At 42.0% G+C, this 23703-nt stretch carries 23 protein-coding genes and 1 pseudogene; 12 read left to right on the forward strand and 12 right to left on the reverse strand.

The genetic code is table 11. The features are described from left to right. Positions 1–67: 67 nt before the first annotated feature. The 5 genes from alsS (at position 68) to chrA (ending at position 4334) form a co-directional block, all read left to right on the forward strand. Positions 68–1768 (forward strand): acetolactate synthase AlsS, encoded by a 1701-nt coding sequence (gene alsS, locus M2353_RS17245; RefSeq protein ID WP_284725795.1) that lies wholly within the window; start codon positions 68–70, stop codon positions 1766–1768. A gap of 44 nt (positions 1769–1812) precedes the next feature. Beyond that, positions 1813–2574 carry an acetolactate decarboxylase gene (gene budA, locus M2353_RS17250; protein ID WP_370529243.1) on the forward strand — a complete coding sequence of 254 codons (762 nt, stop codon included), beginning with the start codon at positions 1813–1815 and terminating at the stop codon, positions 2572–2574. Positions 2575–2726: 152 nt separating this feature from the next. Beyond that, the gene (gene chrS, locus M2353_RS17255; protein ID WP_017360010.1) at positions 2727–3203 is read left to right on the forward strand and encodes a chromate efflux transcriptional regulator ChrS; all 477 of its coding nucleotides are present in this window, start codon (positions 2727–2729) and stop codon (positions 3201–3203) included. A gap of 37 nt (positions 3204–3240) precedes the next feature. Next, entirely contained in the window at positions 3241–3801 is a 561-nt protein-coding gene (chrB, locus tag M2353_RS17260) for a chromate efflux transporter ChrB (protein ID WP_034647433.1), read from the forward strand. Next, positions 3801–4334, forward strand: coding sequence for a chromate efflux transporter ChrA (gene chrA / locus M2353_RS17265; protein WP_007497548.1), 534 nt, complete (start codon positions 3801–3803; stop codon positions 4332–4334). Before chrB ends, chrA begins: the two co-directional genes overlap by 1 nt. A 40-nt stretch (positions 4335–4374) precedes the next feature. Here chrA and M2353_RS17270 read toward each other — a convergent pair whose 3' ends face one another. Both M2353_RS17270 and M2353_RS17275 read right to left on the reverse strand, forming a co-directional pair. Then, complete coding sequence (locus tag M2353_RS17270; protein ID WP_024718724.1) at positions 4375–5694, reverse strand: UDP-glucose dehydrogenase family protein; 1320 nt, start codon at positions 5692–5694, stop codon at positions 4375–4377. A gap of 114 nt (positions 5695–5808) precedes the next feature. After that, complete coding sequence (locus M2353_RS17275) at positions 5809–5952, reverse strand: YwzD family small protein (RefSeq protein ID WP_003214884.1); 144 nt, start codon at positions 5950–5952, stop codon at positions 5809–5811. 186 nt (positions 5953–6138) lie between these two features. Between M2353_RS17275 and M2353_RS17280 the strand changes: the two genes are divergently transcribed. Both M2353_RS17280 and M2353_RS17285 read left to right on the forward strand, forming a co-directional pair. Continuing rightward, the gene (locus tag M2353_RS17280) at positions 6139–7746 is read left to right on the forward strand and encodes an SWIM zinc finger family protein (protein ID WP_284725796.1); all 1608 of its coding nucleotides are present in this window, start codon (positions 6139–6141) and stop codon (positions 7744–7746) included. Continuing rightward, a complete protein-coding gene (locus M2353_RS17285; protein WP_017360014.1) occupies positions 7733–10510 on the forward strand; it encodes a DEAD/DEAH box helicase in 2778 nt (925 codons plus the stop codon). The genes M2353_RS17280 and M2353_RS17285 overlap by 14 nt, the downstream gene beginning before the upstream one ends. 72 nt (positions 10511–10582) lie before the next feature. Here M2353_RS17285 and ytvA read toward each other — a convergent pair whose 3' ends face one another. The 3 genes from ytvA to M2353_RS17300 all read right to left on the reverse strand — a co-directional run bounded on the left by ytvA (position 10583) and on the right by M2353_RS17300 (position 13133). Next, positions 10583–11371, reverse strand: coding sequence for a YtvA family blue-light photoreceptor (gene ytvA, locus M2353_RS17290; RefSeq protein ID WP_282745940.1), 789 nt, complete (start codon positions 11369–11371; stop codon positions 10583–10585). Between the two features lie 153 nt (positions 11372–11524). Beyond that, the gene (locus M2353_RS17295; protein WP_284726014.1) at positions 11525–12385 is read right to left on the reverse strand and encodes a Cof-type HAD-IIB family hydrolase; all 861 of its coding nucleotides are present in this window, start codon (positions 12383–12385) and stop codon (positions 11525–11527) included. A 391-nt stretch (positions 12386–12776) separates the two neighbouring features. Continuing rightward, entirely contained in the window at positions 12777–13133 is a 357-nt protein-coding gene (locus M2353_RS17300; RefSeq protein WP_008343305.1) for a hypothetical protein, read from the reverse strand. A gap of 118 nt (positions 13134–13251) precedes the next feature. On the opposite strand from M2353_RS17300, the gene M2353_RS17305 reads away from it, so the two are divergent. Next, positions 13252–13662 (forward strand): YwpF-like family protein, encoded by a 411-nt coding sequence (locus M2353_RS17305; RefSeq protein WP_003215215.1) that lies wholly within the window; start codon positions 13252–13254, stop codon positions 13660–13662. Positions 13663–13886: 224 nt separating this feature from the next. On the opposite strand, the gene mscL is transcribed toward M2353_RS17305, so the two are convergent. Together mscL and fabZ are read right to left on the reverse strand one after the other, a co-directional pair. Next, complete coding sequence (gene mscL, locus M2353_RS17310) at positions 13887–14282, reverse strand: large conductance mechanosensitive channel protein MscL (protein WP_007497563.1); 396 nt, start codon at positions 14280–14282, stop codon at positions 13887–13889. Positions 14283–14408: 126 nt separating this feature from the next. Next, positions 14409–14843, reverse strand: coding sequence for a 3-hydroxyacyl-ACP dehydratase FabZ (fabZ, locus tag M2353_RS17315; RefSeq protein ID WP_007497564.1), 435 nt, complete (start codon positions 14841–14843; stop codon positions 14409–14411). 219 nt (positions 14844–15062) lie between these two features. On the opposite strand from fabZ, the gene M2353_RS17320 reads away from it, so the two are divergent. Beyond that, complete coding sequence (locus M2353_RS17320; protein WP_284725797.1) at positions 15063–16118, forward strand: tetratricopeptide repeat protein; 1056 nt, start codon at positions 15063–15065, stop codon at positions 16116–16118. Between the two features lie 14 nt (positions 16119–16132). Here M2353_RS17320 and M2353_RS17325 read toward each other — a convergent pair. The 4 genes and pseudogenes from M2353_RS17325 to spoIIID form a co-directional block, all read right to left on the reverse strand. Continuing rightward, positions 16133–16950 (reverse strand): annotated as a pseudogene (locus tag M2353_RS17325) (flagellar hook-basal body protein). A gap of 30 nt (positions 16951–16980) precedes the next feature. Beyond that, positions 16981–17820, reverse strand: a complete 840-nt coding sequence (locus tag M2353_RS17330) for a flagellar hook-basal body protein (protein ID WP_017360018.1) — start codon at positions 17818–17820, stop codon at positions 16981–16983. Positions 17821–17954: 134 nt separating this feature from the next. Next, positions 17955–18956 (reverse strand): cell shape-determining protein Mbl, encoded by a 1002-nt coding sequence (mbl, locus tag M2353_RS17335; protein ID WP_012011515.1) that lies wholly within the window; start codon positions 18954–18956, stop codon positions 17955–17957. A gap of 185 nt (positions 18957–19141) precedes the next feature. After that, positions 19142–19420, reverse strand: a complete 279-nt coding sequence (gene spoIIID / locus M2353_RS17340) for a sporulation transcriptional regulator SpoIIID (RefSeq protein WP_008343327.1) — start codon at positions 19418–19420, stop codon at positions 19142–19144. 347 nt (positions 19421–19767) lie between these two features. On the opposite strand from spoIIID, the gene M2353_RS17345 reads away from it, so the two are divergent. The 3 genes from M2353_RS17345 to M2353_RS17355 all read left to right on the forward strand — a co-directional run bounded on the left by M2353_RS17345 (position 19768) and on the right by M2353_RS17355 (position 22093). Beyond that, the gene (locus tag M2353_RS17345) at positions 19768–20181 is read left to right on the forward strand and encodes a MarR family winged helix-turn-helix transcriptional regulator (RefSeq protein ID WP_284725798.1); all 414 of its coding nucleotides are present in this window, start codon (positions 19768–19770) and stop codon (positions 20179–20181) included. A gap of 15 nt (positions 20182–20196) precedes the next feature. Continuing rightward, positions 20197–21384, forward strand: coding sequence for an MFS transporter (locus M2353_RS17350; RefSeq protein ID WP_007497577.1), 1188 nt, complete (start codon positions 20197–20199; stop codon positions 21382–21384). 109 nt (positions 21385–21493) lie between these two features. Then, the gene (locus tag M2353_RS17355; protein ID WP_061420445.1) at positions 21494–22093 is read left to right on the forward strand and encodes an undecaprenyl-diphosphatase; all 600 of its coding nucleotides are present in this window, start codon (positions 21494–21496) and stop codon (positions 22091–22093) included. Between the two features lie 33 nt (positions 22094–22126). Here the strand turns inward: M2353_RS17355 and M2353_RS17360 are convergent, their stop codons facing one another. Further along, on the reverse strand, positions 22127–23518 hold the full coding sequence (locus tag M2353_RS17360; RefSeq protein WP_035389771.1) for an MFS transporter: 1392 nt from the start codon (positions 23516–23518) through the stop codon (positions 22127–22129). Between the last annotated feature and the right edge of the window lie 185 nt (positions 23519–23703).

A 23703-nucleotide genomic window follows, 5' to 3' on the forward strand; every position in this document is an offset into this window, starting at 1 on the left:
TAGTAAATCATATCATGAAAATATATTTTCATAAAAAATTTTACTTGCCGAAAGGAGTGCGGGGTAAATGAATTCTCAAACACAACCCCTAACAAAACGAGGAGCAGAGTTGATTGTCGATACGCTCATTGCCCAAGGTGTGACCCATGTTTTTGCGATTCCAGGTGCAAAAATTGATGCAGTATTTGATGTATTAAAAGACAGAGGTCCAGAGCTTGTGCTATGCAGACACGAACAAAATGCGGCATTCATGGCAGCAGCTGTCGGTCGTTTAACTGGCAAACCAGGCGTTTGTCTCGTCACATCAGGTCCTGGCGCATCCAATTTAGCGACAGGTCTATTAACAGCCAATACAGAAGGTGACCCTGTTGTTGCAATCGCTGGAAACGTCATCCGTGCGGATCGACTCAAACGAACACATCAATCACTCGACAATGCGGCATTATTCAAACCAGTGACAAAATATAGCGTTGAAGTACAAGACGTAAACAATATACCAGAAGCCTTAACAAATGCTTTTCGCGCGGCACAAAGAGGTCAAGCTGGAGCAGCATTTATCAGCTTTCCACAAGATGTCGTGACCGAACACACCACACAAACACCAGTGTCTGCTCACCCTTCTCCAGAACTAGGTCCTGCACCGGATGCTCTCATCAGTTCGGCCATCGCCAAAATTCAAAATGCGCACTTACCTGTTGCAATTGTGGGAATGAAAGCTAGCCGTCCAGCTGCGGCAAATGCGACAAGAACATTATTAAAAACACTTGGTATCCCATTTGTCGAAACGTACCAAGGAGCCGGCGTTCTCTCAAGAGAGCTTGAGCCTCAATATGTGGGCAGAATCGGCTTATTCCGTAATCAGCCAGGCGACCTTCTCATTGAGAAAGCGGATGTGATTTTAACTATTGGCTTTGATCCAATCGAATACGATCCGAAGCATTGGAATTTGAAACCGCAGCAGCGTCAAATCATCCATGTGGATGACATGCAGGCAGATATTGACCATTTCTATGAACCGATGCTTGAGCTTGTGGGCAATATATCTGAAACAGTGCAACATCTAGCCCACGACAGCGTTCCACTTTCATTATGCAAAAAGAACGTAGATCTCGTCACAGAATTACAAGAGCTGTTAAGTGATATCGAAAAAACACCAGAAAGAGAAAGTCATTTATCACACCCGCTGGATGTCATTCATACGTTGAGACGTATCATCCCAGATGACACGAAAGTGACATGTGATATCGGATCGCACGCCATTTGGATGTCTCGCCACTTCCGTGTTTATGAACCGAACACGTTCCTAGTAAGTAACGGAATGCAAACACTTGGCGTGGCATTACCATGGGCGATTGCAGCCTCCATATTGAATCCAGATGAAAAGATCATTTCAGTCTCAGGTGATGGCGGTTTTCTCTTCTCCGCCATGGAATTAGAAACAGCCGTGCGCATGAAAACAAATCTCGTTCATCTCGTGTGGAACGACAGCACATACGATATGGTGGCATTCCAGCAGGAAATGAAGTATGACCGTACGTCTTGTGTTGAGTTCGGTCAGATCGACTTAGTGAAATATGCAGAAAGCTTTGGAGCAACTGGATTACGTGTCAACTCACCTGAAGAGCTTTCAACTGTCCTTCAAAAGGGTATAAACATAGAAGGACCCGTTATTATTGATATTCCGATAGACTATCAAGACAACCCAGACCTCGCCAGTCAAAAATGGCCAGAAGTCTTTCGTGAAAAACACACAACGAACGTCAGATAAGACTTCGATACATTACGTTAAAGGAGTGAGCGGACATGGGTATGATGCACCCAATGAATCAACAAAACAACACAATACCGCAGGACAAAAAGCAAGAGGTCTATCAAGTATCAACCATGACCTCCTTGCTGGAAGCCGTATACGATGGAGATTTCTCCCTATCACATATTCCCGAGCATGGTGATTTTGGCATTGGCACATTCAATCAATTAGATGGGGAACTAATCGGCTTTGATGGCGCTTTTTATCGACTGCGCTCTGATGGAACAGCCACACCAGTAACCGATCAAGATTATTCACCATTTTGCTCTCTAGCATTCTTTGAAACGGACATCGTTCATCGAATTGATGCACCGATGACGTCCAAAGAGCTAGAGGAAGAAATCGACCGAATCTTACCGAGCAAGAATGTCTTTTATGCGATCCGCATCGATGGGTCATTCAAAAAGGTTCAAACCCGTACGGTTGAAAAACAGGAAAAACCTTACGTTCCGATGGTAGAGGCAGTCAAGTCACAGCCTATTTTCGATTTTGAAAATATTCGCGGGACGATCGCAGGCTTCCGTACACCACAGTACGCACATGGCATTGCGGTAAGCGGATATCATCTCCACTTTATTGATGATGATCGAAGCGTAGGCGGGCATGTATTTGATTACACTGTGGATCAAGTGACCATCCGAATTTCCCAAAAACGTCACATGAATTTACACCTTCCAAATACGCAGGAGTTCTTCCAAGCAGACATTGATCGTGCTGACCTTGCACAGCAAATTGCCAGTGCGGAAAGCAGCCCAGAAAAATAAAATGAACACACCCCGGTGATGCTGGGGTGTTTTTTATGCAAAAAGATATATTATCTTCTTTTATTATTTCATTTCGTTACTCATTTAAAAATCAAACATTCTATTCGTAATAAAATATGATAGAATATCAACAGAAGAAAGGTGGTTATACGGTGGCACATGAATATCGCATTCCAAACTTAACATTAGATGAAAGAGATAAACAAATTCTTTCCTTATTACACGAGGACGGGCGTATGTCCTACACGGATCTAGGGAAACAAGTCGGCCTTTCCCGTGTTGCTGTACAAGCCCGTATTCAACAGCTCATTGAAGCAGGTGTCATTGAACGATTCACCGCTGTCATTAATCCAGCAAAGATCGGCATTCATGTCTCTGTCTTTTTTAACGTAGAGGTTGAGCCGAAATGTTTAGAAACAGTCGCCCTTCAGCTTGAGCAGGAAACAGCCGTCACAAGCCTTTATCATATGACAGGACCAAGCAAGCTGCATATGCATGGCATTTTTCAAAATGAACAGGAAATGGAGACGTTCCTGACAAAGAAGCTGTACCCGCTTGAAGGCGTCGTCAGTGTTGACTGTCAAATGCTCATTAAACGATACAAAAGCCGAATGGGCATGAAATTGTAGATAGGAGTTGAACCACTTGCAATCATATCTTGAACTCATGATCGCCATGGTGCGAACCGGTATTCTGGGATTTGGCGGAGGACCTTCTGTGATCCCGCTCATTCGCCATGAAGCGGTCGTCAAATACAAATGGATCAATGATGACGAATTTGGAGAAACACTCGCCATCGCCAACGCATTGCCCGGACCGATTGCTACGAAAATGTCGGCATACCTCGGCTATCGATTAAAAGGTGTATCTGGCGCCATTGTTGCAACAGCTGCACATATTTTACCGACATGTCTCGCTATGGTGGCACTTGTTACACTTGTCAGCGTCTTAAGCTCTTCAGTCATCATTCAAAATATGATCGGTGCTGTGACACCAGTAATTGCCGTTCTGTTAGGAATGATGGCATATGAATTTGGACAAAAAGCGTTGAAGGGCTTCGGCATGATCTTCGGAATCGTCCTATTCCTATTGGCATTTGTCGGTCTTCAAGTACTCTCGATTCATCCAGGAATCATTGTCATCATCTTTTTATGTTATGGTGCCTTTCATTTCAAACTGAAAGATCGCTGGACTCGAACAAATAAAGAGAAAGGAGTGTCTTCGTGATGCTGATTCTCTTTTTATTCTGGGCATTCTTCTTATCCAATCTGTTAGGGTATGGCGGAGGACCTGCCTCCATTCCGCTCAATTATGAAGAAATCGTCAATCATTTTCATTGGATGACGAACGAAGGGTTCTCCAATATGCTCGCATTAGCCAACGCACTTCCAGGTCCAATCGCTACGAAAATTGCGGCTTATGTAGGCTATGATGTCATGGGATGGCCAGGCTTTATCGTTGCACTGCTTGCGACGGTCCTGCCGTCTGCTATCGGATTGATCTTACTGCTAAAACTCATTGACCGTTTTCGCCAATCTTCTGTCGTCAAAGGCATGACCTTATCTGTACAGCCTGTCATTGCGATGATGATGCTTTTATTAACATGGGAAATTGGCGGAGATGCCGTGAAAGCCATTGGCTGGACGCAATCACTCGCCATTGCCGCCATTTCATTTTTCTTTATGACCAAATTCAAATTGCACCCTGCCTTTCTGATTGTGGCTGCATTTTTATATGGCGGATTCATTCTTCCGCATTAACGCAAAAACCGATAACACATGAAGTTATCGGTTTTTCTCATTACATATAAATAGGAGAGACAGGCCTGCGCCCAATAGAATGATACTCGACACCAGCTACTTCTGCCGCTTCAAGCGTATGACAATTCCGACCATCAAAAATGATCGGCTGCCTCATGAAATCTTTATAAGCTGAAAGTGGAAAGGACTGAATATCCGCCCACTCAGTTAATATACAGACAGCATCAGCATCCTTGATCGCCTCTTCAATCGTTTGAGCAAAAAGGACTTGATCAGGCAGTTCTTGAGCTGCATTGCGAGCGGCAGCAGGATCATAGGCTACGATCTCCGCTCCTAATTGATGGAGCTGATGAGCGATCGGGATTGACGGCGCCTCTCTCATATCATCTGTATTCGGCTTAAAGGAAAGGCCAAGAAGAGCCATTCTCTTCCCTTCCAAGTTTTCTCCCATCCGCTCCTTCACACTTCGAATAAAACTTGCTCGCTGCTCATTGTTGACTTTGATGACAGCCTTCAATAGCTCAAAATCATGGGACACATGCCCTGCAATTTGGACAAGGGCATTAGTATCCTTCGGAAAACAGGAACCTCCGTAACCAATGCCTGCCCTAAGAAACGAAGCACCAATCCGCTGATCGAGTCCCATCCCCTCTGCAACTCTCTCAACATCAGCTCCCGTTTTTCCACAAATCGAAGCAATTTCATTCATGAAGCTGATTTTTGTGGCAAGAAATGCATTTGATGCGTATTTGATCATCTCTGCGCTTTTCCGATCTGTTCTCACGAATGGAATGTGGAAGTCCGCATACATAGACTCTAGCTGATCTAATCCGTTCTTTGTTTCGGCTCCAATCACCAGCCGATCCGCTCGCAGCGTATCTGAGATGGCAGACCCTTCTCGTAAAAATTCTGGATTCGATGCGATAGATAATGGCTCCTTACGACCTAACACGTGATGAATCAAATGATCAATTTGATCGCCCGTTCCGACAGGCACTGTACTTTTCACGACAAGCACTGCGCCTGGCTTTGCTTGTAAGCCCATCTCCTTTGCCGCTTGAAAGACATACTGCAAATCAGCTTGACCGTCTGCCTGCTGCGGAGTACCGACAGCAATCATTAACACGTCAGCCTGCGAATAGGCTGACGCTCCATTGATGTGAAAACGAATGCGTCCTTGCTCCATATTCCGTTTGAGCAGTTCTTTTAATCCCGGCTCGTACATCGGAGGATTCCCTTGCTTCAGCTGCATGACCTTCCGCCGGTCAATATCCATACATGTCACATCATGTCCCGCCTCTGCTAAACACACCCCTGTGACAAGCCCTACATACCCACAGCCTGCAATCGCAATCTTCATGACACATCAGCTCCCCATACTCCTTATGCTTGTAATGTCATCGTATGCCGGGAATTTTCGTTCCATTCATAAAAGCATACAAAAACCCCCTGCTGAGAGAGCAGGGGGCTACTTTTATGAAACAAGGCCATTTCGAATATGAGCAATCAGATTTTCAAGCATTTCTTTTGTTGTGACATCATTGGAATTTTCACCAATATCATGAGCGTACATCAAAATCTTTAAAAACTCTTCTTGATTTAAACCCTTATTATCCATGTCTGTATCCTTTCGATTCCACTAATTTCATTATTATATGCTGTATGGTTGGTTTATGCAATACTCTAATACATCATTCGACAGCTTTTGAAATTTATGACCATTTTCATGAAAAACTTTTTTATAAATCATCATTGAGCTATAATAAAAGAATTGGAATCTTTTACTTGGTTAGGAGCGGGTCAAATGCTTCAGCACAACATCAACGAAGAAGAAATCAAACAAACAGCCGAACAGATCAAAGAACTTCTTCCTTCAACAGATGAAAACAAGCAACTCATTAAAAAAGCATTGATTACTTATAGACAGGACAGCGTATATCGGCTCAAGCAAGAGTCTGATACCGAATGGTCAGCTTATGTACATGATGTCGTGGCAGCAAGAGTCCACCTTCATGTGCTGTTTCCAGTGAGAAGCAGCTGCTCATGTCCAGCTGATGGACTATGTAAACACATCCTCGCTGTCTTCTTTTCGCTATACGCTCAAGTAGAGAGTGTGACCGGCTTTACAGAAAATTGGTCAGAGAAGGATGAATTACAGCGCAGCAAAGAACTCATTCGTCAGCACTTCCAAGTGAAGCGCCCAGATGAACAATCACTTCAGAGCTGGCTGAATTTTTTCCAGGAGGAATTTCACCTCTGGCTGAAACGGACACCGAAGCACCAGCAAACGCCACAGCATTTGTATTACGGCTATTTATCGATCCTGAAAAAACACGCACCCACTTCACCTGAATTCAAGAGTTTGTATGCGATTCATACGTCCATCGATGTGTGGTTAAGGCTCCATGAGCTAATCGATCTCGGCCGTCTTGATGCCGAAAAAGACTTTTATTCGATGAATCCATATGTAGAACAGCTCATGAACACCATTTTTGATTCAGTGGATCATTTGAGGACATACGCCCTTTCCTTTTCCCTCGATCCGTTTCTTGAAAACACACCAACTGCCGTTCGGACACTTCTTCAAATCAGCGGACCTTTCCAGCATGAACGAGTTGCGGTCTTTATGGAGATTTGGGGAACTATATTAAATAGAGGGAAATGGGTCAAAAAAGAAACAGAATTACTCAAGAGCGCCCAACAGCAGGAGCAAACGGTTGAGCGCACCATTGGGCTGATGCATATGGATTATTTGCTAAAAGAAGACGAAAGACTCTTCCAGCAATTAAAATTGCTCAATGCAAATATGCTGCCGAATGTGCTCAATTGGCTAAAGGATCTCACAAACCGCAAGGACTGGAAGCGTCTCAAACTTTGGTATCAAGAGATCACATATGTATTAGAAGAATATTGCCAGCTTGACCTATCTTATAGAGAACTGCGTGGAGCCGTCAGCGATTTCTTCTTTTATTTAGACGCGTACTTTAAACAGACGAAAGATCATTTCTTGTATGAACGCTATCTCCAAATCTGTATGCCTTATGCATTTACTGAATATAGTCAGCTCTTATATGCACAAGAACGCTATGCAGAATGGATTGAAATACACAGCCTCGTTGGTTTCTCCATCAGTGAATTGGAGAAAGAACTGATCAAACAGATTGCAAAGGAAGAGCCTGAAGCACTCATTCCTTCGTACCACCGGGAAATCTCACTGCTTCTCGATCAAAAGAATCGAAGTGCTTACCGGGAATCTGTGAAAATGCTCAAAAAACTGCGTACGCTTTATCATAAAACGAAAAAAAACGCGGTGTGGGAAAGATATGTACAGCAGCTGCAAGATTCAACAAAACGGCTGCGTGCGTTCCAAGAGGAAATGAAGAAAGGAAAATTAATTGATGACACGCCATAAACAAATTGTCATTCATGCAGAACAAACCGAAGATTTCTCTTTCACCATTTCAGCGCAAGCAGAGGACGGACAGCCTGTACCGCTAAATGAAATGAAGAGGCAGCTTTTCCAATGGCACGAATCATCTTTTTACGGAACATTCTTAGAAGATGTGAGCTTTATTGGCACACCTGCCTTCCTGTTAAGTCCTTGGATGACCGTTGAATTGCTAGGGAAAAATTCATTCAATACTTTCAGCCATGTGACGTTAACGGATGAAACAGAGCCGCTTATGAAAACAGCCTCAACCATTTACGAATTCATCGAGGATGAAGATTTTGTCCCAGATTTCGAGGCATGGACAAAAGGCATGCTTCGCTTTAAAGACAAAGAAGGCCTGTTAGATGGCTACACAGCTGATTGGTTCTCCTTTGCCGTACAGGATTACATTCAATATGATGATGCCTTGCAGCACAAATGGAACCGAATGACTGCACAATCGCCTGCTCTTTCCTCCTTCCAGGGACATTTTTTAGATGAACAGGATTTCTTGGAAACGATCGGCTGGATCGATGATGAGACGCCTTTCACTGTCGGCTTGCGTTTAAATGAGCCTGATTTCGACGGGGATGATTGGAAAATTGAATTGTTTTTGCGTGATAAGAAAAACAGTGATCTGCATTTCTTTGAAGGCATCCGTTCTTTAAAAAAATCATGGCGTCCGTTTCAAGAAAAAATCACCAGAGAGCTGGAGCGGTTCGGTCAGATTGTCCCTTGGCTCTCATTTACATCTGGTACCACCCTCATGTCAGAAGAAGAAGCGTGGCTCTTCCTATCTGAAGCGAGTGAAACACTTGTGAACATGGGGATTGAGATCCTGCTCCCATCATGGTGGCAGATCGTCAAAGAAAGCACCATGATGCTAAAAGCACGGATTTCCTCCACACCACGAGGCGAATCGCACGTTGGAATGGATGCCCTTATGGACTTTAATTGGCGCTTTGCCACAAACGGTATTGAGCTGACAGAAGATGAGTTCAACGAGCTTGTTCAAAGTAAACGTCGTCTTGTCAACATTCGTGGACAATGGATTAAAATCGATCCGACCTTTATCCAGCAAATGAAGAAATGGATGGAGCGCGCTGAGAACGAAGGACTTCATATGTCGGATATTTTATCACGTGAACTCGCAGACCAAGAGGCCTCCTCTGAGTCGATTCCTGAGCTGCTAGACAGTTCGGCCTTTGCCCATATTCAATTTGAACTTTCGTCTCAATTACGAGGGCTTGTTCATCAGTTAAATGATACACAAGAGCTGCCATCCTATGAGATGAGTGAGTCCTTTAAGGGCACACTGCGCCCGTATCAGCAGCACGGTGTCAACTGGCTTCTGTTCTTAAGGTCTCATGGATTCGGGGCTTGTTTAGCAGATGATATGGGACTTGGAAAAACGATTCAAATGATCGCTTATTTCACCTATTTGAAGGAGCATCAACAAGACGCCGCTCCATCTCTCATCATTGCACCGACTTCCGTATTAGGGAACTGGCAAAGAGAGCTTGAAACATTCGCACCACATTTGAATGTCGCTCTGCATTATGGACCGTCACGTCCACAAGGTGAGAACTTTACAAAAGCGTACGAATCAACAGATATCGTCCTCACTTCGTATGGTCTCTCACATTCTGACCGTGATGAATTAACAGCAGCCAAATGGAATACCATTTGCTTAGACGAAGCCCAGAACATTAAAAATGCCCATACGAAACAATCGAGAGCCATTAGGCAATTAAAAGGACAGCACCACATTGCCCTCAGCGGGACACCGATGGAGAACCGCTTGACAGAGCTTTGGTCTATTTTCGACTTCGTGAACAAAGGATATCTCGGCAGCCTGACCAGTTTTCATAAAAAGTTCGTCCTTCCGATTGAAAAAGACCGTGAAGAAAAAAGAATCCAACAGCTGCAGCAGCTGATCAAGCCATTCTTATTAAGACGAACAAAACAAGATGAAGAAGTCGCACTCAATCTGCCAGAGAAACTAGAAGAAAAAGAATTCATCCCGTTATCTGCAGAGCAGGCATCTTTATATGAACAGCTGGTCAAAGATACATTCGAACATATGGCCTCATTAACAGGGATGCAGCGGAAAGCCATCATTTTAAGTATGCTTGGCAGACTCAAACAAATTTGCGATCACCCTGCTCTTTATTTAAAAGAGAGCGGAACAGATGTGAAATTATTGAAGCGTTCATTAAAAATGGATAAATTAGCAGAGCTGTTAAAAGCCATACACGAACAAGGAGAAAGCTGTCTCATTTTTACGCAGTATATTGAAATGGGCAACATGATCAAACAGCTCGCCGAAAAGATGTTTGGAGAACCAGTTCAATTTTTAAATGGGAGCTTATCAAAACATGATCGGGACAAAATGGTGGAACGTTTCCAGAAAAAAGAGTTCAACATCTTAATTCTTTCTTTAAAAGCAGGAGGAACCGGACTAAACTTAACCGCCGCCAATCATGTCATTCACTACGATAGATGGTGGAATCCTGCTGTAGAAAACCAAGCAACAGACCGTGCTTACCGCATCGGGCAAAAGCGGTTTGTTCACGTCCATAAGATGATCACAACCGGCACGATAGAGGAAAAAATTGATCAAATGCTCGAAACAAAACAAACGTTAAATGATCAAATTATCCAAAGTGAAAGCTGGATTACAGAGCTGTCAACGAACGAACTAGAAGATTTATTCACGTTAAGTGCAGCCGCTCAATCATCGTAATGACAGCAAAAAGAGGACTTTTCTCAAACTTGATGAAAAGTCCTCTTTTTTTAATCTCATCTAAAGGAATGCTTAAATTTGCAGCTTTTTCAATGCAGATTTCACATTCATATACGTGTTCAACTCACGGAAGTCCTCTCTCATTTCTCCCATTTTCATCGCAAGATTTGGTTTAATACCTGTCACGATCAGTTCTGTGCCAGTCATTAAAATCAAATCGTTCAGCTTAAAGATCGCATCCGCCACAAATGAATCCACCTCTAATAAACCAGACAGATCCACAATGAAGTAATCGTCTTTGGATTGAGAGATATAAGTGGAGACTGTTGAGATGATTTTATCAAACCTTGGCGCTGTTAACGTACCTATGATCGGCAGGACAGAAATACCATCCTTCACCGGAACAATCGGGACAGAAATATTCAATACTTCATCAATGGATTGCTCAAGAAGCTCTTGCTGTTCCATCTCTTTCGTAACATCCTTTTGCAGACCAACGAAATAAAGGCGTTTCCCTTCATTTTCATCAATCCATAGAGGCGCCACACTTAACTCGTTCCAAAACATTTGACCAGATTTTTTATAGTTTTTCAACTGTACAGTGACAGCCTCTTTGTTTTCAATGGCTGCCCTAATTTGTTTGAGAGCAATCTGTTCAGTTTCATCTCCTTGAAGGAAACGACAGTTCTTTCCTATTACTTCGGTTTCTTGATAGCCTGTCATATCTAAAAAGCCCTTGTTCACATATATTAAAGGATTATCAGGTAAAGACGGGTCCGTCACCGTCAGGCCAACCTGAGTATAGTCTAAGGCTTCCTTGATTAAATGCAGATTGTCGGACTTATAAGATTCCAGCGCCATTCGTTTACTCTCCTTAACTTCCTTACAAGCGGGTTATATTCATAATTAAATTATATGATGTTCCATAGCGGGTGTAAATAGAAGTAGTTCTGAATTCCTCTTTTGTAGAATGCGCTTCATCCTATGTCATTTATACAAATACATACGATTCAATTATTTCAAAAGATGTTGAATCATATGTGCCACACCATGTTCATCATTTGTTAACGTGACGTGATCAGCTAATTCTTTTATATCCTTTCTCGCATTCCCCATTGCAATTCCAACCCCAGCTGCCCGAATCATTGATTCATCATTTAAACTGTCTCCTACAGCTGCTGTTCGGCTTAATGGAATACCGAGCTTTTCTGACAGCCTGGTTAACGCCTGCCCTTTCGACGCTTCCTTTGCTCCAATTTCAAAGTTATGATCAGCCGAACTAACCAATGTTAATTCAGAATCATGTCCAAACGCATCCCATCCGGCTTTCAATCTTTCTTGAAAAAATGAGAAACCTAAGATGTTATAAAACGAAAGATTCTGATCCTCACGAAACAATTCTTGATATGTATCAATATAAGCAAAACCTGACTGGCTGTATTGAACTTCAGCCGCTTGCTCAAGAACACGCTGATCCGTTTCTGGATTTGCACTCTTTAAGCGGTCCATTTCTATCGCCAGAAGCTCCCTGCCGCGGTTTGGTGTGTAAATGGCTTCATTCGTAAACACTTCATAGTAATAATCACGCTCCTCAAGCCATGATAAGATGTGTTTTGCTTTTTCTTCTTCTAGAACAGCCGAATGATATACCTGACCTTCTGGATCATGAATCACAGCTCCATTTGCACTGATGACCCACGTATTCATCCCAAGCTGATCAAAAATAGATTTCACATCAAAATACGCTCTTCCTGTTGAAACGACAACCTCAATCCCACTCGCCACTGCTTCCTTTAACGCCTGCTCGTTTTCCTGACTCACTTTGTGCTCGCTGTTCAATAAAGTTCCGTCTAAATCCGTTGCGATTAATTGAATGTTTGTCATCGGTCTCTCCTTTTTTGCCTGCATTTTCAGTTGACCTTCCGTTTATCAAATCCATCATCATTATGAAATGAGTATCCACTATTTGCAAGGGATGATCGGCTTATCAATGAATATAAGAGTACCCAGTCACGCTACATGACCGGATACGCATAAGGGGATTCACAGGGGACACATGACTGATACAAAGAAACCTTGGTTCTACTATTACGCAGTGAATATGTGTACAAGGCAAAGTCTATCAGCTATAGCTAGAGGAGGGCCGCGAGATGCTAGACCTTTGCCTTTTGCCTCCTTTCCTTTCAGCTAACCCTAGTCTACTGAGAAATAGCACAAGAGACAAAAAACGAAAATGATAAAATCGTTCTTCAAATTCTTTATTTCCTCAATCATTTTTACTTTTTACCGCTTGCGTATAAAACATCATCTTATTTTGTTTGACGAAATACTTATTTTTCATAAATTGATAAAAAACATCTGAATGAATCCAATTACTAGAAGGCATGTGAATATAGTCAGACCCGTCCCACGCAAACCAATAAAAACAAAGCCTTCCATCATGAATTGACAATTGAAATTCGAAACAGTCCATTTGATCGTCTGTCACGTATTGAAAAGTGAGGGACTCCCCTTCTTCCATATACACATCACAAAATGAGAGAATGTCTCCCCATGTATAGACCCTCACATTGCTTTCCTTTTCCTCACCAATATGTATGTTTCGAAGTTGATAGGACTCCATAAAACATCTCCTTTCACTTATATGCAGCTAGTTCTGAGTAGGCAGCGGTTTCATTTATACAGATGTTGTATGCTATAATGATACTTACGAATAATGAACGCTTGTGAGGTGATAAATATTGAAAACCTTTAGGCTGATTGATTTAAAAATTGAACTTGATCCAAAGCAAGATAAAATGTCCAGCATTCCCCTTCGTGACGGCTTAATCATTAATAAAGAAGATGGCGAAAACCACTGGATGATCGAGGCACTGATTCCAAAGAAGCATAGACAAGTGTTTGAGGTGCTCTTTCAGCAGCATACAGAAGTAAAGATTCTCGTGACGATTACAAAAGAAAACAACCGCCCTGTTCATCTATCGGTCCAAGTCAAAAACATCGTTGCCTTAGAAGAAAACATATCTGTATTACTCGACGGTAAAATGATCACAAATCGTTACAGAACAGAAACCGAAGAAGTATTAAAAGACCTCGTCAAAGAGGGGCTATCAGGAGAAAAACTGCTGGATGCTTTTAAACAGAACACATAAAAAAAGAGCGGGATGAGCCGCTCTTAGATGGTTGACAAAGGGCTAAAATGAACTTTATTTTAGCCCTTTGTCTTCCTTTTCAGCGTGATAGAAAACCTTTGAAGTCTAGGAAGGGCGAGCACCGGAGCAGAGCGAATTTAATATTCGTGAGCACCGGAGCACAGCCCTGACAAAGAATGCGAGGGTTTGTCTACACGCTGATAGCGGGATGAGCCGCTCTTTTTCTATTGCACATCTTTCGATTGGCTTTGATTTTTCAATAAATCTCTAATTTCGGTTAACAACACTTCCGTTTGATCTGGCGTTTCAACCACTTCCTCTTCCTCTACCTTTTTCCGTTTTAATTTATTTAAATAACGAATAAAGATAAAAATGGAAAAGGAGATAATCAAGAAGTCGACCACTGTTTGAATGAAACTTCCATACAAAATTTGAGCAGAACCGATTTTAATAGACAATCCACTAAAATCATGCCCCCCAACAATAATACCAACAAGCGGCATAATTAAATCATTCACAAGAGAAGTGACAATTTTGCCAAATGCTCCCCCGATGATGACACCGACAGCAAGGTCAATCACATTCCCCTTGACGGCAAACTCTCTAAATTCTTTCAGCATTCTTTATCACCTTCATCTTTTTTTGTCTAATATGACGTTTTTTTGTCAAAAAAGCAAGTCCTCATCCGCTCTGGCTGAATGTTTCCATATAAAAAACGGTTCATACAAGATGAACCGTCAGACACATTACGATACTTTCGGACCGATAGAAAATGTCAGTTCTGCTTCACATGCCACTTCGCCATCTACTGTTGCAACTGCTTTTCCTTTGGCAACTGGACCGCGAAGACGTGTGACTTCAACCTCTAAACGTAGCTGATCACCTGGCTTGACCTGTCTTTTGAATCGGCAGCTGTCAATCCCTGCAAACAAACCAATTTTCCCTTTGTTCTCTTCTTTACCTAACATGATGACCCCAAAAACTTGAGCAAGCGCTTCTACAATAAGCACACCCGGCATGACGGGGTATCCTGGGAAATGGCCATTAAAAAATTCTTCATTTACTGTGACATTTTTGATTCCAACCGCTCTTTTCTCACCATCAACTTCTAAAATACGGTCAACCAATAAAAATGGATAACGGTGTGGAATAATGTCTTGAATTTGCTGAGCATCAAGCATGTCTTGATCTCTCCTTCTTTTCTATATCGCTAATCTTCATTTGATTCCTATTGAAGTATATTATGAATGCAGTCATTTTTCAATGTTTAGCCCACATTTATGGTAAAAAATAGAATCTATCATTACCTATTGTCATGAAATATAATCCACTCTACACTCATCGTTTTTTCACAAATATGGTAATATATATTACATCATTGATTGAATAAGAGGGTAAAAATGAATTTTATAAGCGATAAATCCATTAAAAAACTTCTCCATTCGTGGTATACAATGCTAAAACATCGACATTTTTCGAAGGCTGAAGAGATCAAAACGTCCTTAACCAAATATAAACGTAGATTGTCAAAGAAACAGGAGCTTCATTTACATTATCAGCTTATGCTTTTTCGGCACCAGCTCTGGATGAACCAAACAGAAGACTTAGAAAAACTGAAGCATGAACTCATGCTCCACAAAGATCAAATGAATGATCAACTGCAATATTATTTTTACTTTTTTCTCGGTTTATACGAATCTTTAAAGAGCGATCAAAATGATGCCATTCATTATCTAGAAAAAGCAGAAGAAAAACTGCCCCTGCTAGACGATGAGCTAGAGGAAGCGGAGTTTCATTTCCGTACAAGTGGTGTTTATTATAACAACCGCTATTCACTGTTATCCATTCGACATGTTGAAAAAGCCATGGATATCTTTGCAAAGCACGGGGATATCCACAGCATTTATCGGTGCAAAATTGTGCTCGCACTTAACTTTAGTGATCAAAAAAAATATGAAGCAGCAGAAGCTATTTTTATTGAAATTATCGAATACGTGAAAATGATTGATGACCAAGAACTGCTTGGTATCGTGTATTATGACGCTGGTTTTATCAAGTCAAGACAAAACCGTCATAAGGAAGCACTAGAATACTTTAAAAAAGCGCTTCGGCTCCCAGCATACCGGAAATCTGCCCACTCCTATGTATCGTGTCTCTATGAAACTGTGCGTTCCTGCTTTAAAGAGGATTTAACTGATGAAGGAATGAAGTATATTCAAAAAGGGCTAAAAGAAGCCGTTGATGCCCAATTTGATCTATTAAGAATCAAGTTCCAAATTTTATTCCTTCTCTACAGCCAAACGCCCAAGGCAGATGAACAGATTGCTACACTCGTCACATGTCTTGAACGAAAAGAAGCCTGGATTGATCTTGAAGATCTGCTTGCAGATGTCTCAGATTTTTATAAAAAAAAGGGCGACTTTGAGCGAGCCGCCTTTTTTATCATGAGAGGCTGACATCCGCCTGCTCATTATCGAATGGTATTAATGAGTCCTAGCATTTGATCGCCCATCGTAATGGTTCTTGAGTTCATCTGATACGAACGCTGTGTTGTCATGAGGTCTGTTAATTCTTTAGACATGTCCACATTCGACGTTTCAAGTGCACCTTGCTGAAGTTGAATGGCCTGACGGTTTGCGCCATTCAGTGCCGTTAAAGCGCCTTGATAGTTGCCGTCGACTGAGAACAAATTTTCTCCTTCAGAGATGAGTGCTGAAGAATTATTCACTTGAACAACCCCAAGATTCACCTGCTGATTCGGTTGATTGCCTCGAGAAATAGCTGTAAGCCGGCCATTTTTATCGATAGAAATATCACGAAAATTCGCATTTAAGACAATCTCATTCCCGTTTTCGTCAAGAATCGGATGGCCTTCGCTTGTCACCAGCTGGACTTGATTCCGATTATTTCCTGGCTGTAAATAAAGAGAGCCATCTCTTGTATACGGATGTTACCGCCAGCATTGACCTGCAAATACTGAGATGGCGCACCAAATGCAACATCAAGGTCACGGCCTGTTTCTTTAATAGAACCTTGCAATGAGTTAATGGATGCATTGACCATCGTTCCAGTTCCAAGCCTTAAACCAGCAGGTGTCAGACGACTGTTTGCCACCTGCTCATTTTTTTCATCTACCTGATTAAACTGTTGTCTGACCAGCTCTGAAAAACGGGTGTTTTTTGCGCGATACCCTGTTGTTTCACTGTTTGCGATGTTATTACTAATGATATCAAGCTGCTTTTGCACCTCGTTCATTGACACAGCTGCATTGATCATCGTTCTAAGCATGAGAATCCTCCTCTCTCTTTCATTTCTTTATTAATACACTCTTCCGATTTCATTCACTGCTTTTTCTAAACTTTTATCATATGCCTGAACCACTTTTTGGTTTGTTTCAAATGCGCGGTAGGCTGTTGTCATTTCTGTATATGATTTCGTCACATCAACGTTCGAGAGCTCTGATACACCTTGGCTTAATGTATAGGACATTTGACCGTTATTGACCGCACTTGGAAGAGGCTGGTTATCAGCTGTACGGTATAAATCATTTCCTTCACGCGCAAGGTTTCTTGTATCCATTGCAACACGTACATCAATTTGTCCAAGGTTTTGTCCGTTTTCACTCACGGTTCCATCTGCGTTCACTTTGAAATTCTCACTTTGAACGGTAATCGGCTGACCCGTCACAGAAAGAAGGGCACGTCCATTGATCGTCAACTGATTTTGATCATTCAATGTAATGGAACTGCTTTTCGTATAACGAACGCCTTCTGGTGTATTCACAGCATAAAAAAGCGCTGACTTTTGATTTGTCTCCGGGTTGATGGGTACATTATTTTCTACTAATGCGATATCAGTTGTTTGATCCGTTGTTTTTAATGTTCCTTGTGTAAATTGAGGAATCAATTCCTGCATGTATGTTCCCGTATTAATTCCGCCAATCGCCGTTTGCTGCGGGATACTAAAGCCTTTGCCTGAAGATGTTTGGAAACGTCCTGATTCCATTCGGCTTAACAGCATTTCTGGAAATGCGCGCATGGCCCCTTCATCTGCTTTATAGCCTGGAGTATTCGCATTTGCGATATTATTTGAAAGCATTTCTGTCCGCCGCTCTTGAGCGATCATGGCAGATGTTGCGGTGTATAGTCCTTTTAACACGTGCTCACCTCATTCAAATTCTTTCACATGACCTAAAATCATCAGTACACAATCTTCTATGAAATATATCGGCATATTGGCAGGCTTCTTTAATAAAAATCCCCCATTCTTTCTAAAAAGAATGAGGGAAATCATTAGCTGAGTTTACGCTTTGGCAGCTTGTCCATATTATCAAGCATCACGCCAGTACCAACTGCTACACAATCCATTGGATTTTCTGCAACGAAAACTGGTACTTTCAGCTCTTCTGCAAGCAATTGATCAAGCCCGTTTAGAAGCGCTCCGCCACCAGTAATGATGACGCCGCGGTCAATGATATCAGCTGATAATTCAGGTGGTGTTCTTTCAAGAACTTGTTTCGCAGCCTGAACAATGGCAGATACAGATTCACGTAATGCTTCTTCTACTTCTTTGCTTGTGACGGTAATCGTTCTTGGTAATCCTGTCACCATGTCTCGTCCACGAATCGAGATCTCTTCGTGACGTGCGTCTGGGAATACCGTTGCAACTTGGATCTTAATGTCCTCTGCAGTTCGCTCACCGATCAACAGCTTGTACTCTTTTTTAATGTAGTTTAGAATTTCCAAGTCAAATTTGTCTCCAGCCATTTTAATAGAAGAGGCGGTTACAATGTCACCCATTGAGATGACAGCGATATCTGTCGTTCCGCCTCCAATATCTACGACCATGTTTCCACTTGGCTGAAAAATATCCATACCAGCACCAATAGCTGCTACTTTTGGCTCTTCTTCAAGAAATACATGCTTCCCGCCGCTTTTTTCAGCAGCTTCTTTGATCGCCTTCTGCTCAACAGATGTAATGTTTGTTGGGCAGCAGATGAGCATACGCGGCTTAGAGAATAGCCCTTTCACATTTAATGAGTTAATAAAATGCTTGAGCATCGCTTCAGTTACTTCAAAATCAGCAATTACGCCATCTTTTAATGGACGAATCGCAACAATATTCCCAGGCGTACGTCCAACCATACGTCTCGCTTCTTCTCCAACAGCTAATACTTTCCCGCTGTTTTTATCAAGAGCGACAACAGATGGTTCATTTAACACAATTCCTTTTCCTTTGACATGAATCAGTACATTTGCAGTACCAAGATCAATTCCAATATCCCTAGCAAACATCTATATATATCCTCCTTGAAAATCTGTTTCCATAGCAAATACCACATTCTGCCCTAATTATATATTCTATCATAATTTGCAGAAAAAAAGATATTTCTTTACAAAAGTCTTTACAAAATTTGTGGTTAGAAACTACCGATAAGAGGAAGATATATATATCATGTTTATGAACAAAGAACTAAAGCTTACTGTTTTACAGGCTCACCTTCTAAAATTTCTTCTTTTTTATACTTTAACTTTGTGGCTTCTCCCCCTCGCAGGTGGCGGATTGATTTATGATAATCCAGTATCTCCTTCACTTCGTTAGCCAGATCTGGATTAATTTCTGGCAGTCTTTCTGTTAGATCCTTGTGTACAGTACTTTTAGAGACTCCAAATTCTTTCGCAATTACACGAACGGTTTTCTTTGTCTCCACGATATACTTTCCTATCTTGATTGTTCGCTCTTTGATGTAATCGTGCACACCACTCGACCTCCCTAAAATGGATGTGAGAAGTGTGAAATGAGATCCGTATCAATATTATCCATTTTCAGCGGCGCTTGTTCGTCTTAATTTCTCATCCATTAGGTAGTAAATGCCAAACACGATCCCTCACCTCAAACACTCTCTTTGTCAGGTTTGTAACAGTGTATTAGCATTGCATAGGGAATATGCTAAAAATGAAGATGGGACAAGGGATTTATCAGAAAAGACAAAACAAAAAAGCATTTCGAGTGGCGAAAATTTTCACTTTACAAGCATCGGTGTAACACGTAAAATAGGAAAGGTGAATTTATTTACCTAGATAAATAATGAATAAAGGTGAGCCTATGGATACGTTAAACAGAGAGTGTTTACATCAAATACATCAAAGCGCGCGGCTGCTGTCTAAAAAAGCGAACGAAGCGCTTGCTGCTTATGACTTGTACATGTCCCAGTGGACTGTACTTTTTTGTTTGGATACATTCGGTCCTAAAACGCAAAAAGACATTTGGACCTATTTGAACGTCGAAGCACCGACGATTACCAGAACCGTGACGCGTCTAGAAGCAAACGGCTGGGTGAAACGAGTCCAAGGAAAAGACAAACGTGAGAATCTCATCGTCATGACAGACGATGCAAAAGCAAAGTTTAAAAAAATCAAACAGACGATGGAACAATTTGAAGAAGAATGTCTTTCAAATTTTACCTACGAAGAAAAACAACTCCTCCATACACTTTTACACAAATTATCAACTGAATAGGAAGTGACTTACACCATGAACGAACGCATTTGGACAAAAGACTTTATCATGATTGTCCTGGTGAATTTATTTACATTCACCTCTTTTTATGCCCTTTTGACACTACTCCCCATTTACACAATGGATGAATTAAATGGAACAGAATCACAGGGCGGCCTCCTTGTGACGGTCTTCTTATTATCAGCAATTGTGACAAGACCATTTTCAGGGGCCATTATTGAGAAATTCGGCAAGAAACGCATGGCGATTTTTTCTTCAACGGCTTTTGCCCTGCTCACTTATTTATACATTCCAATTGATCAATTCCAAACACTTCTCATGCTGCGTTTCGTGCAAGGAATCTTCTTCAGCATTTTGACAACCGTAGCAAGTGCCATTGCAGCGGATATGATTCCGAAACATAAACGAGGAGAGGGTCTTGGATACTTTGTGATGTCAATGAACCTCGCTGTGGTTATCGGTCCGTTTATCGCACTGAATCAAGTCGGAAAAGTAGGATTCCATTCTTTATTTCTTCTCTTTTCGATCATCGTCTCTATCGGTGCAGCTTTCACGATGCTGATTAGACAGCCAGAGCCTGAAAACGGCGGAAGTGTCATCTTTCGATTCACTTTTTCTCACCTGTTTGAAAAAGGTGCTTTAAAAACGGCAGCAGTTGGAATCATTATCTCCTTCTGTTACTCGCCGATCATTTCATTTATTTCAGTCTATGCCAATTCCCTGAACCTAATGGGTGCAAGCAGTTATTTCTTCATTGTTTTTGCAGCTGCAATGCTTGGATCACGTCCATTTACAGGCAGACTGTTTGACCGAGTCGGACCTCATATTGTGATCTATCCATCGATTGCTCTCTTTGCGATTGGTTTATGGATGCTGACCGCTACCCAAACAGCCACCATGCTTCTTTTATCCGGCGCTGTCATCGGTCTTGGCTACGGCTCTTTGGTGCCATGTCTACAAACACTTGCGATACAGCACTCACCAGCACACCGTACAGGCTACGCCACAGCAACTTTCTTCACCCTATATGATACGGGGATTGCCGCTGGATCATTTGTCTTCGGACTGCTTGTCAGCTTCACAGATTTTTCAAATGTATATCTCATTGCTGGCGTTGTCGTGTTACTCAGCATGGGCGTTTTTTATTGGAGCGAACGAAAACCGCAAGAAGCAAAAGCACAAAAGGTTTCCCTATCAGAATAGGATACTGTTTTAAACTTCACTGAAAACATGCTAAAATATAGGATATTTCAAATGAACAGATAGGTCTTTTGAAAAATAGTTGGCGTTAAGCGAAAGTATAGGTGATGTTTTGAATTACGAATTGTTTAAAGTCATACACGGGATGGCTCATCATTCTGAGTTTTTAGATCAGGCCATGATTTTCATTACGAAAAAGGCCATTCTCGTATATGCCCTCGTCTTATTGATTTGCTGGTTTTTAGGTAATCACAAATTTAAGAAGCATGTCTTCTTTTCTGGTGTAACAGGCATCGTGGCACTCATCGTCAATTTTGCCATTACGCTGTTTTATTATGAAGAGCGGCCGTTTGTGGCGCACAAAGTCGACACACTCATCCCGCACTCAGCAGACGCTTCCTTCCCAAGTGACCACACAACAGGTGCACTGGCTCTTTCACTAGCCATTCGATCCCGTAATAAAAAACTCGGCAATATTTTGCTTGTTTTTGGATTACTGACAGGGTTCTCCCGCATCTGGGTCGGTCATCATTATCCATTTGATGTATTAGGCAGCTTGATCGTATCGATTTTGGTTGTCTTTATCATGAATAAATTATGGAAGTTCTTTGACTCTCCAATTGACCGTATCGTGACATTTTACGAGAACATTGTGGGCAAAATTTTCAGAAGGAAGCAAAAGGACCAAGGATCAGACCTGTCCAACTCTTAAGCGGCTTGCGATAAAGTATGGAAGACCTCTCTTCTACTTTATCCCAGCCGCTTTTTTCATTGTTTGTTTTCCTCTGACCATACTCGAAAAATAAAGGCTGACGCTAATGCCGACAAGAGAAATCATGATCAATGTCCAGCCTAATTGTTCAAAATGAGAACCTGCAATTTCCTCACCAAACAGCATGCCAAGCACGGCAGATGACAGAATGGAACCAAGGTACCTGCATGTTTGAAAAAGCCCAGAGGTCGTGCCAATCATTTGTTGAGGGCTCGCTTTTAACATCGCAGCTTGAAGCGCAACATTTCCAATCCCGTAACTGAGTCCAAGCAAAGCAAGAACCAGTCCTTTCCCCCAGAATGGCGCAGGAATAAAAAAGAAAGTCATTGCGGAAGCGCCGGCCAGCATCAGCACAGCACTTGCCAAAACAGGGTGCCGTTCATCGCCGCGATCTACCCACTTGCCAGTCAGCGGCGATACCATTATGCTCACGCCAGACATGCAAAGCATAAAGAGACCTGTCATCTCCACACGCCAGCCCAATTCATCCTGAAAATAACTTGGCAAGCCAAAAAAGAGACAATAGAAAAAAATATTTAAAATGATAAATTGCACATACACAAGCGAAAGCCGTTTCTCCTGCCTGAACATCCGAATTTGGATAAATGGCTCATCCACCTGATATTCCCACCATATAAAAGCACCCGCACTCACAAGACAGAGAATGCCCTGTACATACTGAATACCATCAGATAGTGATAATAAAAAAGAAAGCAAAAGGACAATACAAACTGTAAATAGAAACATCCCTGGCAAATCAAGCTTTCGGACAGTGTCTCCGATACGCAATTTTTTCTTCTTCTCCTTAGGAAACAAGGAAAGGCCTAGAAAAAAACTGATCAATATGAATGGCAGATTCACTAAAAAGATCGCCGGCCAGCTGCCGATCGTCATCAAAAACCCGCCAAGTGTCGGTCCGAGTGCTGTCATCGCTGAAGCAAAGATGGACAATACCGCTAAAGCAGAAGCTTGTCGTTCCTTCACATGATCCCGAATCAGTCCAACACCTGAAGGATAGATCGCACTGCTTCCAATCGCCTGTAGAAGCCGGATCACAATCAGCACCGCAAAAGTCGGGGCAAACGGCGCACAAATGGCTGAGACTGCCACTAGAACTAGTCCAAATAAAAATAAGGTTCTCCGGCTCATCACATGATCTCCAATTCGTCCACTCACCGGCTGCGTGACCGCGCTGGCCAAATAAAAGGTTGAAATGAGCCAAGATACCGTCGTAAACGACAAACCGAACTCATGCTGAATTTGATGCAAGGCTAAAGAAATCATTGAGGAATTCAATGGATTTAACATCGTTCCAAAAGCAATCGCCGTTAAAAAGACTTTTCGGTTGTTTTTCCATTTGATCATACACCCGCCCCCTTCTTTTGACATACACGTTCTTTGTCTATCTCCTCGTTATTATGAGATTCATTTCCCTTTTTTACCCTGATCAATTCAAGTTCTCTCTCCGAAAAGCAAGACATACATTTTAAAAAGGGCAAGTGTTGGAAAAGCGCATATAAAATTGAGAATATGAGGAATAAATGGTAAGA

It is taken from the genome of Bacillus aerius (assembly GCF_029894105.1).
GTDB classification, from domain to species: Bacteria; Bacillota; Bacilli; order Bacillales; family Bacillaceae; genus Bacillus; species Bacillus altitudinis.

What these genes read in the sequence shown, in the direction of transcription:
- alsS (WP_284725795.1), top strand. Translation starts at nt 68, where the DNA reads ATGAATTCTCAAACACAACCCCTAACAAAACGAGGAGCAGAGTTGATT.
- budA (WP_370529243.1), top strand. Translation starts at nt 1,813, where the DNA reads ATGCACCCAATGAATCAACAAAACAACACAATACCGCAGGACAAAAAG.
- chrB (WP_034647433.1), top strand. Translation starts at nt 3,241, where the DNA reads ATGATCGCCATGGTGCGAACCGGTATTCTGGGATTTGGCGGAGGACCT.
- chrA (WP_007497548.1), top strand. Translation starts at nt 3,801, where the DNA reads ATGCTGATTCTCTTTTTATTCTGGGCATTCTTCTTATCCAATCTGTTA.
- M2353_RS17270 (WP_024718724.1), bottom strand. Translation starts at nt 5,694, where the DNA reads ATGAAGATTGCGATTGCAGGCTGTGGGTATGTAGGGCTTGTCACAGGG.
- M2353_RS17275 (WP_003214884.1), bottom strand. Translation starts at nt 5,952, where the DNA reads ATGGATAATAAGGGTTTAAATCAAGAAGAGTTTTTAAAGATTTTGATG.
- M2353_RS17280 (WP_284725796.1), top strand. Translation starts at nt 6,139, where the DNA reads ATGCTTCAGCACAACATCAACGAAGAAGAAATCAAACAAACAGCCGAA.
- M2353_RS17285 (WP_017360014.1), top strand. Translation starts at nt 7,733, where the DNA reads ATGACACGCCATAAACAAATTGTCATTCATGCAGAACAAACCGAAGAT.
- ytvA (WP_282745940.1), bottom strand. Translation starts at nt 11,371, where the DNA reads ATGGCGCTGGAATCTTATAAGTCCGACAATCTGCATTTAATCAAGGAA.
- M2353_RS17300 (WP_008343305.1), bottom strand. Translation starts at nt 13,133, where the DNA reads ATGGAGTCCTATCAACTTCGAAACATACATATTGGTGAGGAAAAGGAA.
- mscL (WP_007497563.1), bottom strand. Translation starts at nt 14,282, where the DNA reads ATGCTGAAAGAATTTAGAGAGTTTGCCGTCAAGGGGAATGTGATTGAC.
- fabZ (WP_007497564.1), bottom strand. Translation starts at nt 14,843, where the DNA reads ATGCTTGATGCTCAGCAAATTCAAGACATTATTCCACACCGTTATCCA.
- M2353_RS17320 (WP_284725797.1), top strand. Translation starts at nt 15,063, where the DNA reads ATGAATTTTATAAGCGATAAATCCATTAAAAAACTTCTCCATTCGTGG.
- mbl (WP_012011515.1), bottom strand. Translation starts at nt 18,956, where the DNA reads ATGTTTGCTAGGGATATTGGAATTGATCTTGGTACTGCAAATGTACTG.
- M2353_RS17345 (WP_284725798.1), top strand. Translation starts at nt 19,768, where the DNA reads ATGGATACGTTAAACAGAGAGTGTTTACATCAAATACATCAAAGCGCG.
- M2353_RS17350 (WP_007497577.1), top strand. Translation starts at nt 20,197, where the DNA reads ATGAACGAACGCATTTGGACAAAAGACTTTATCATGATTGTCCTGGTG.
- M2353_RS17360 (WP_035389771.1), bottom strand. Translation starts at nt 23,518, where the DNA reads ATGATCAAATGGAAAAACAACCGAAAAGTCTTTTTAACGGCGATTGCT.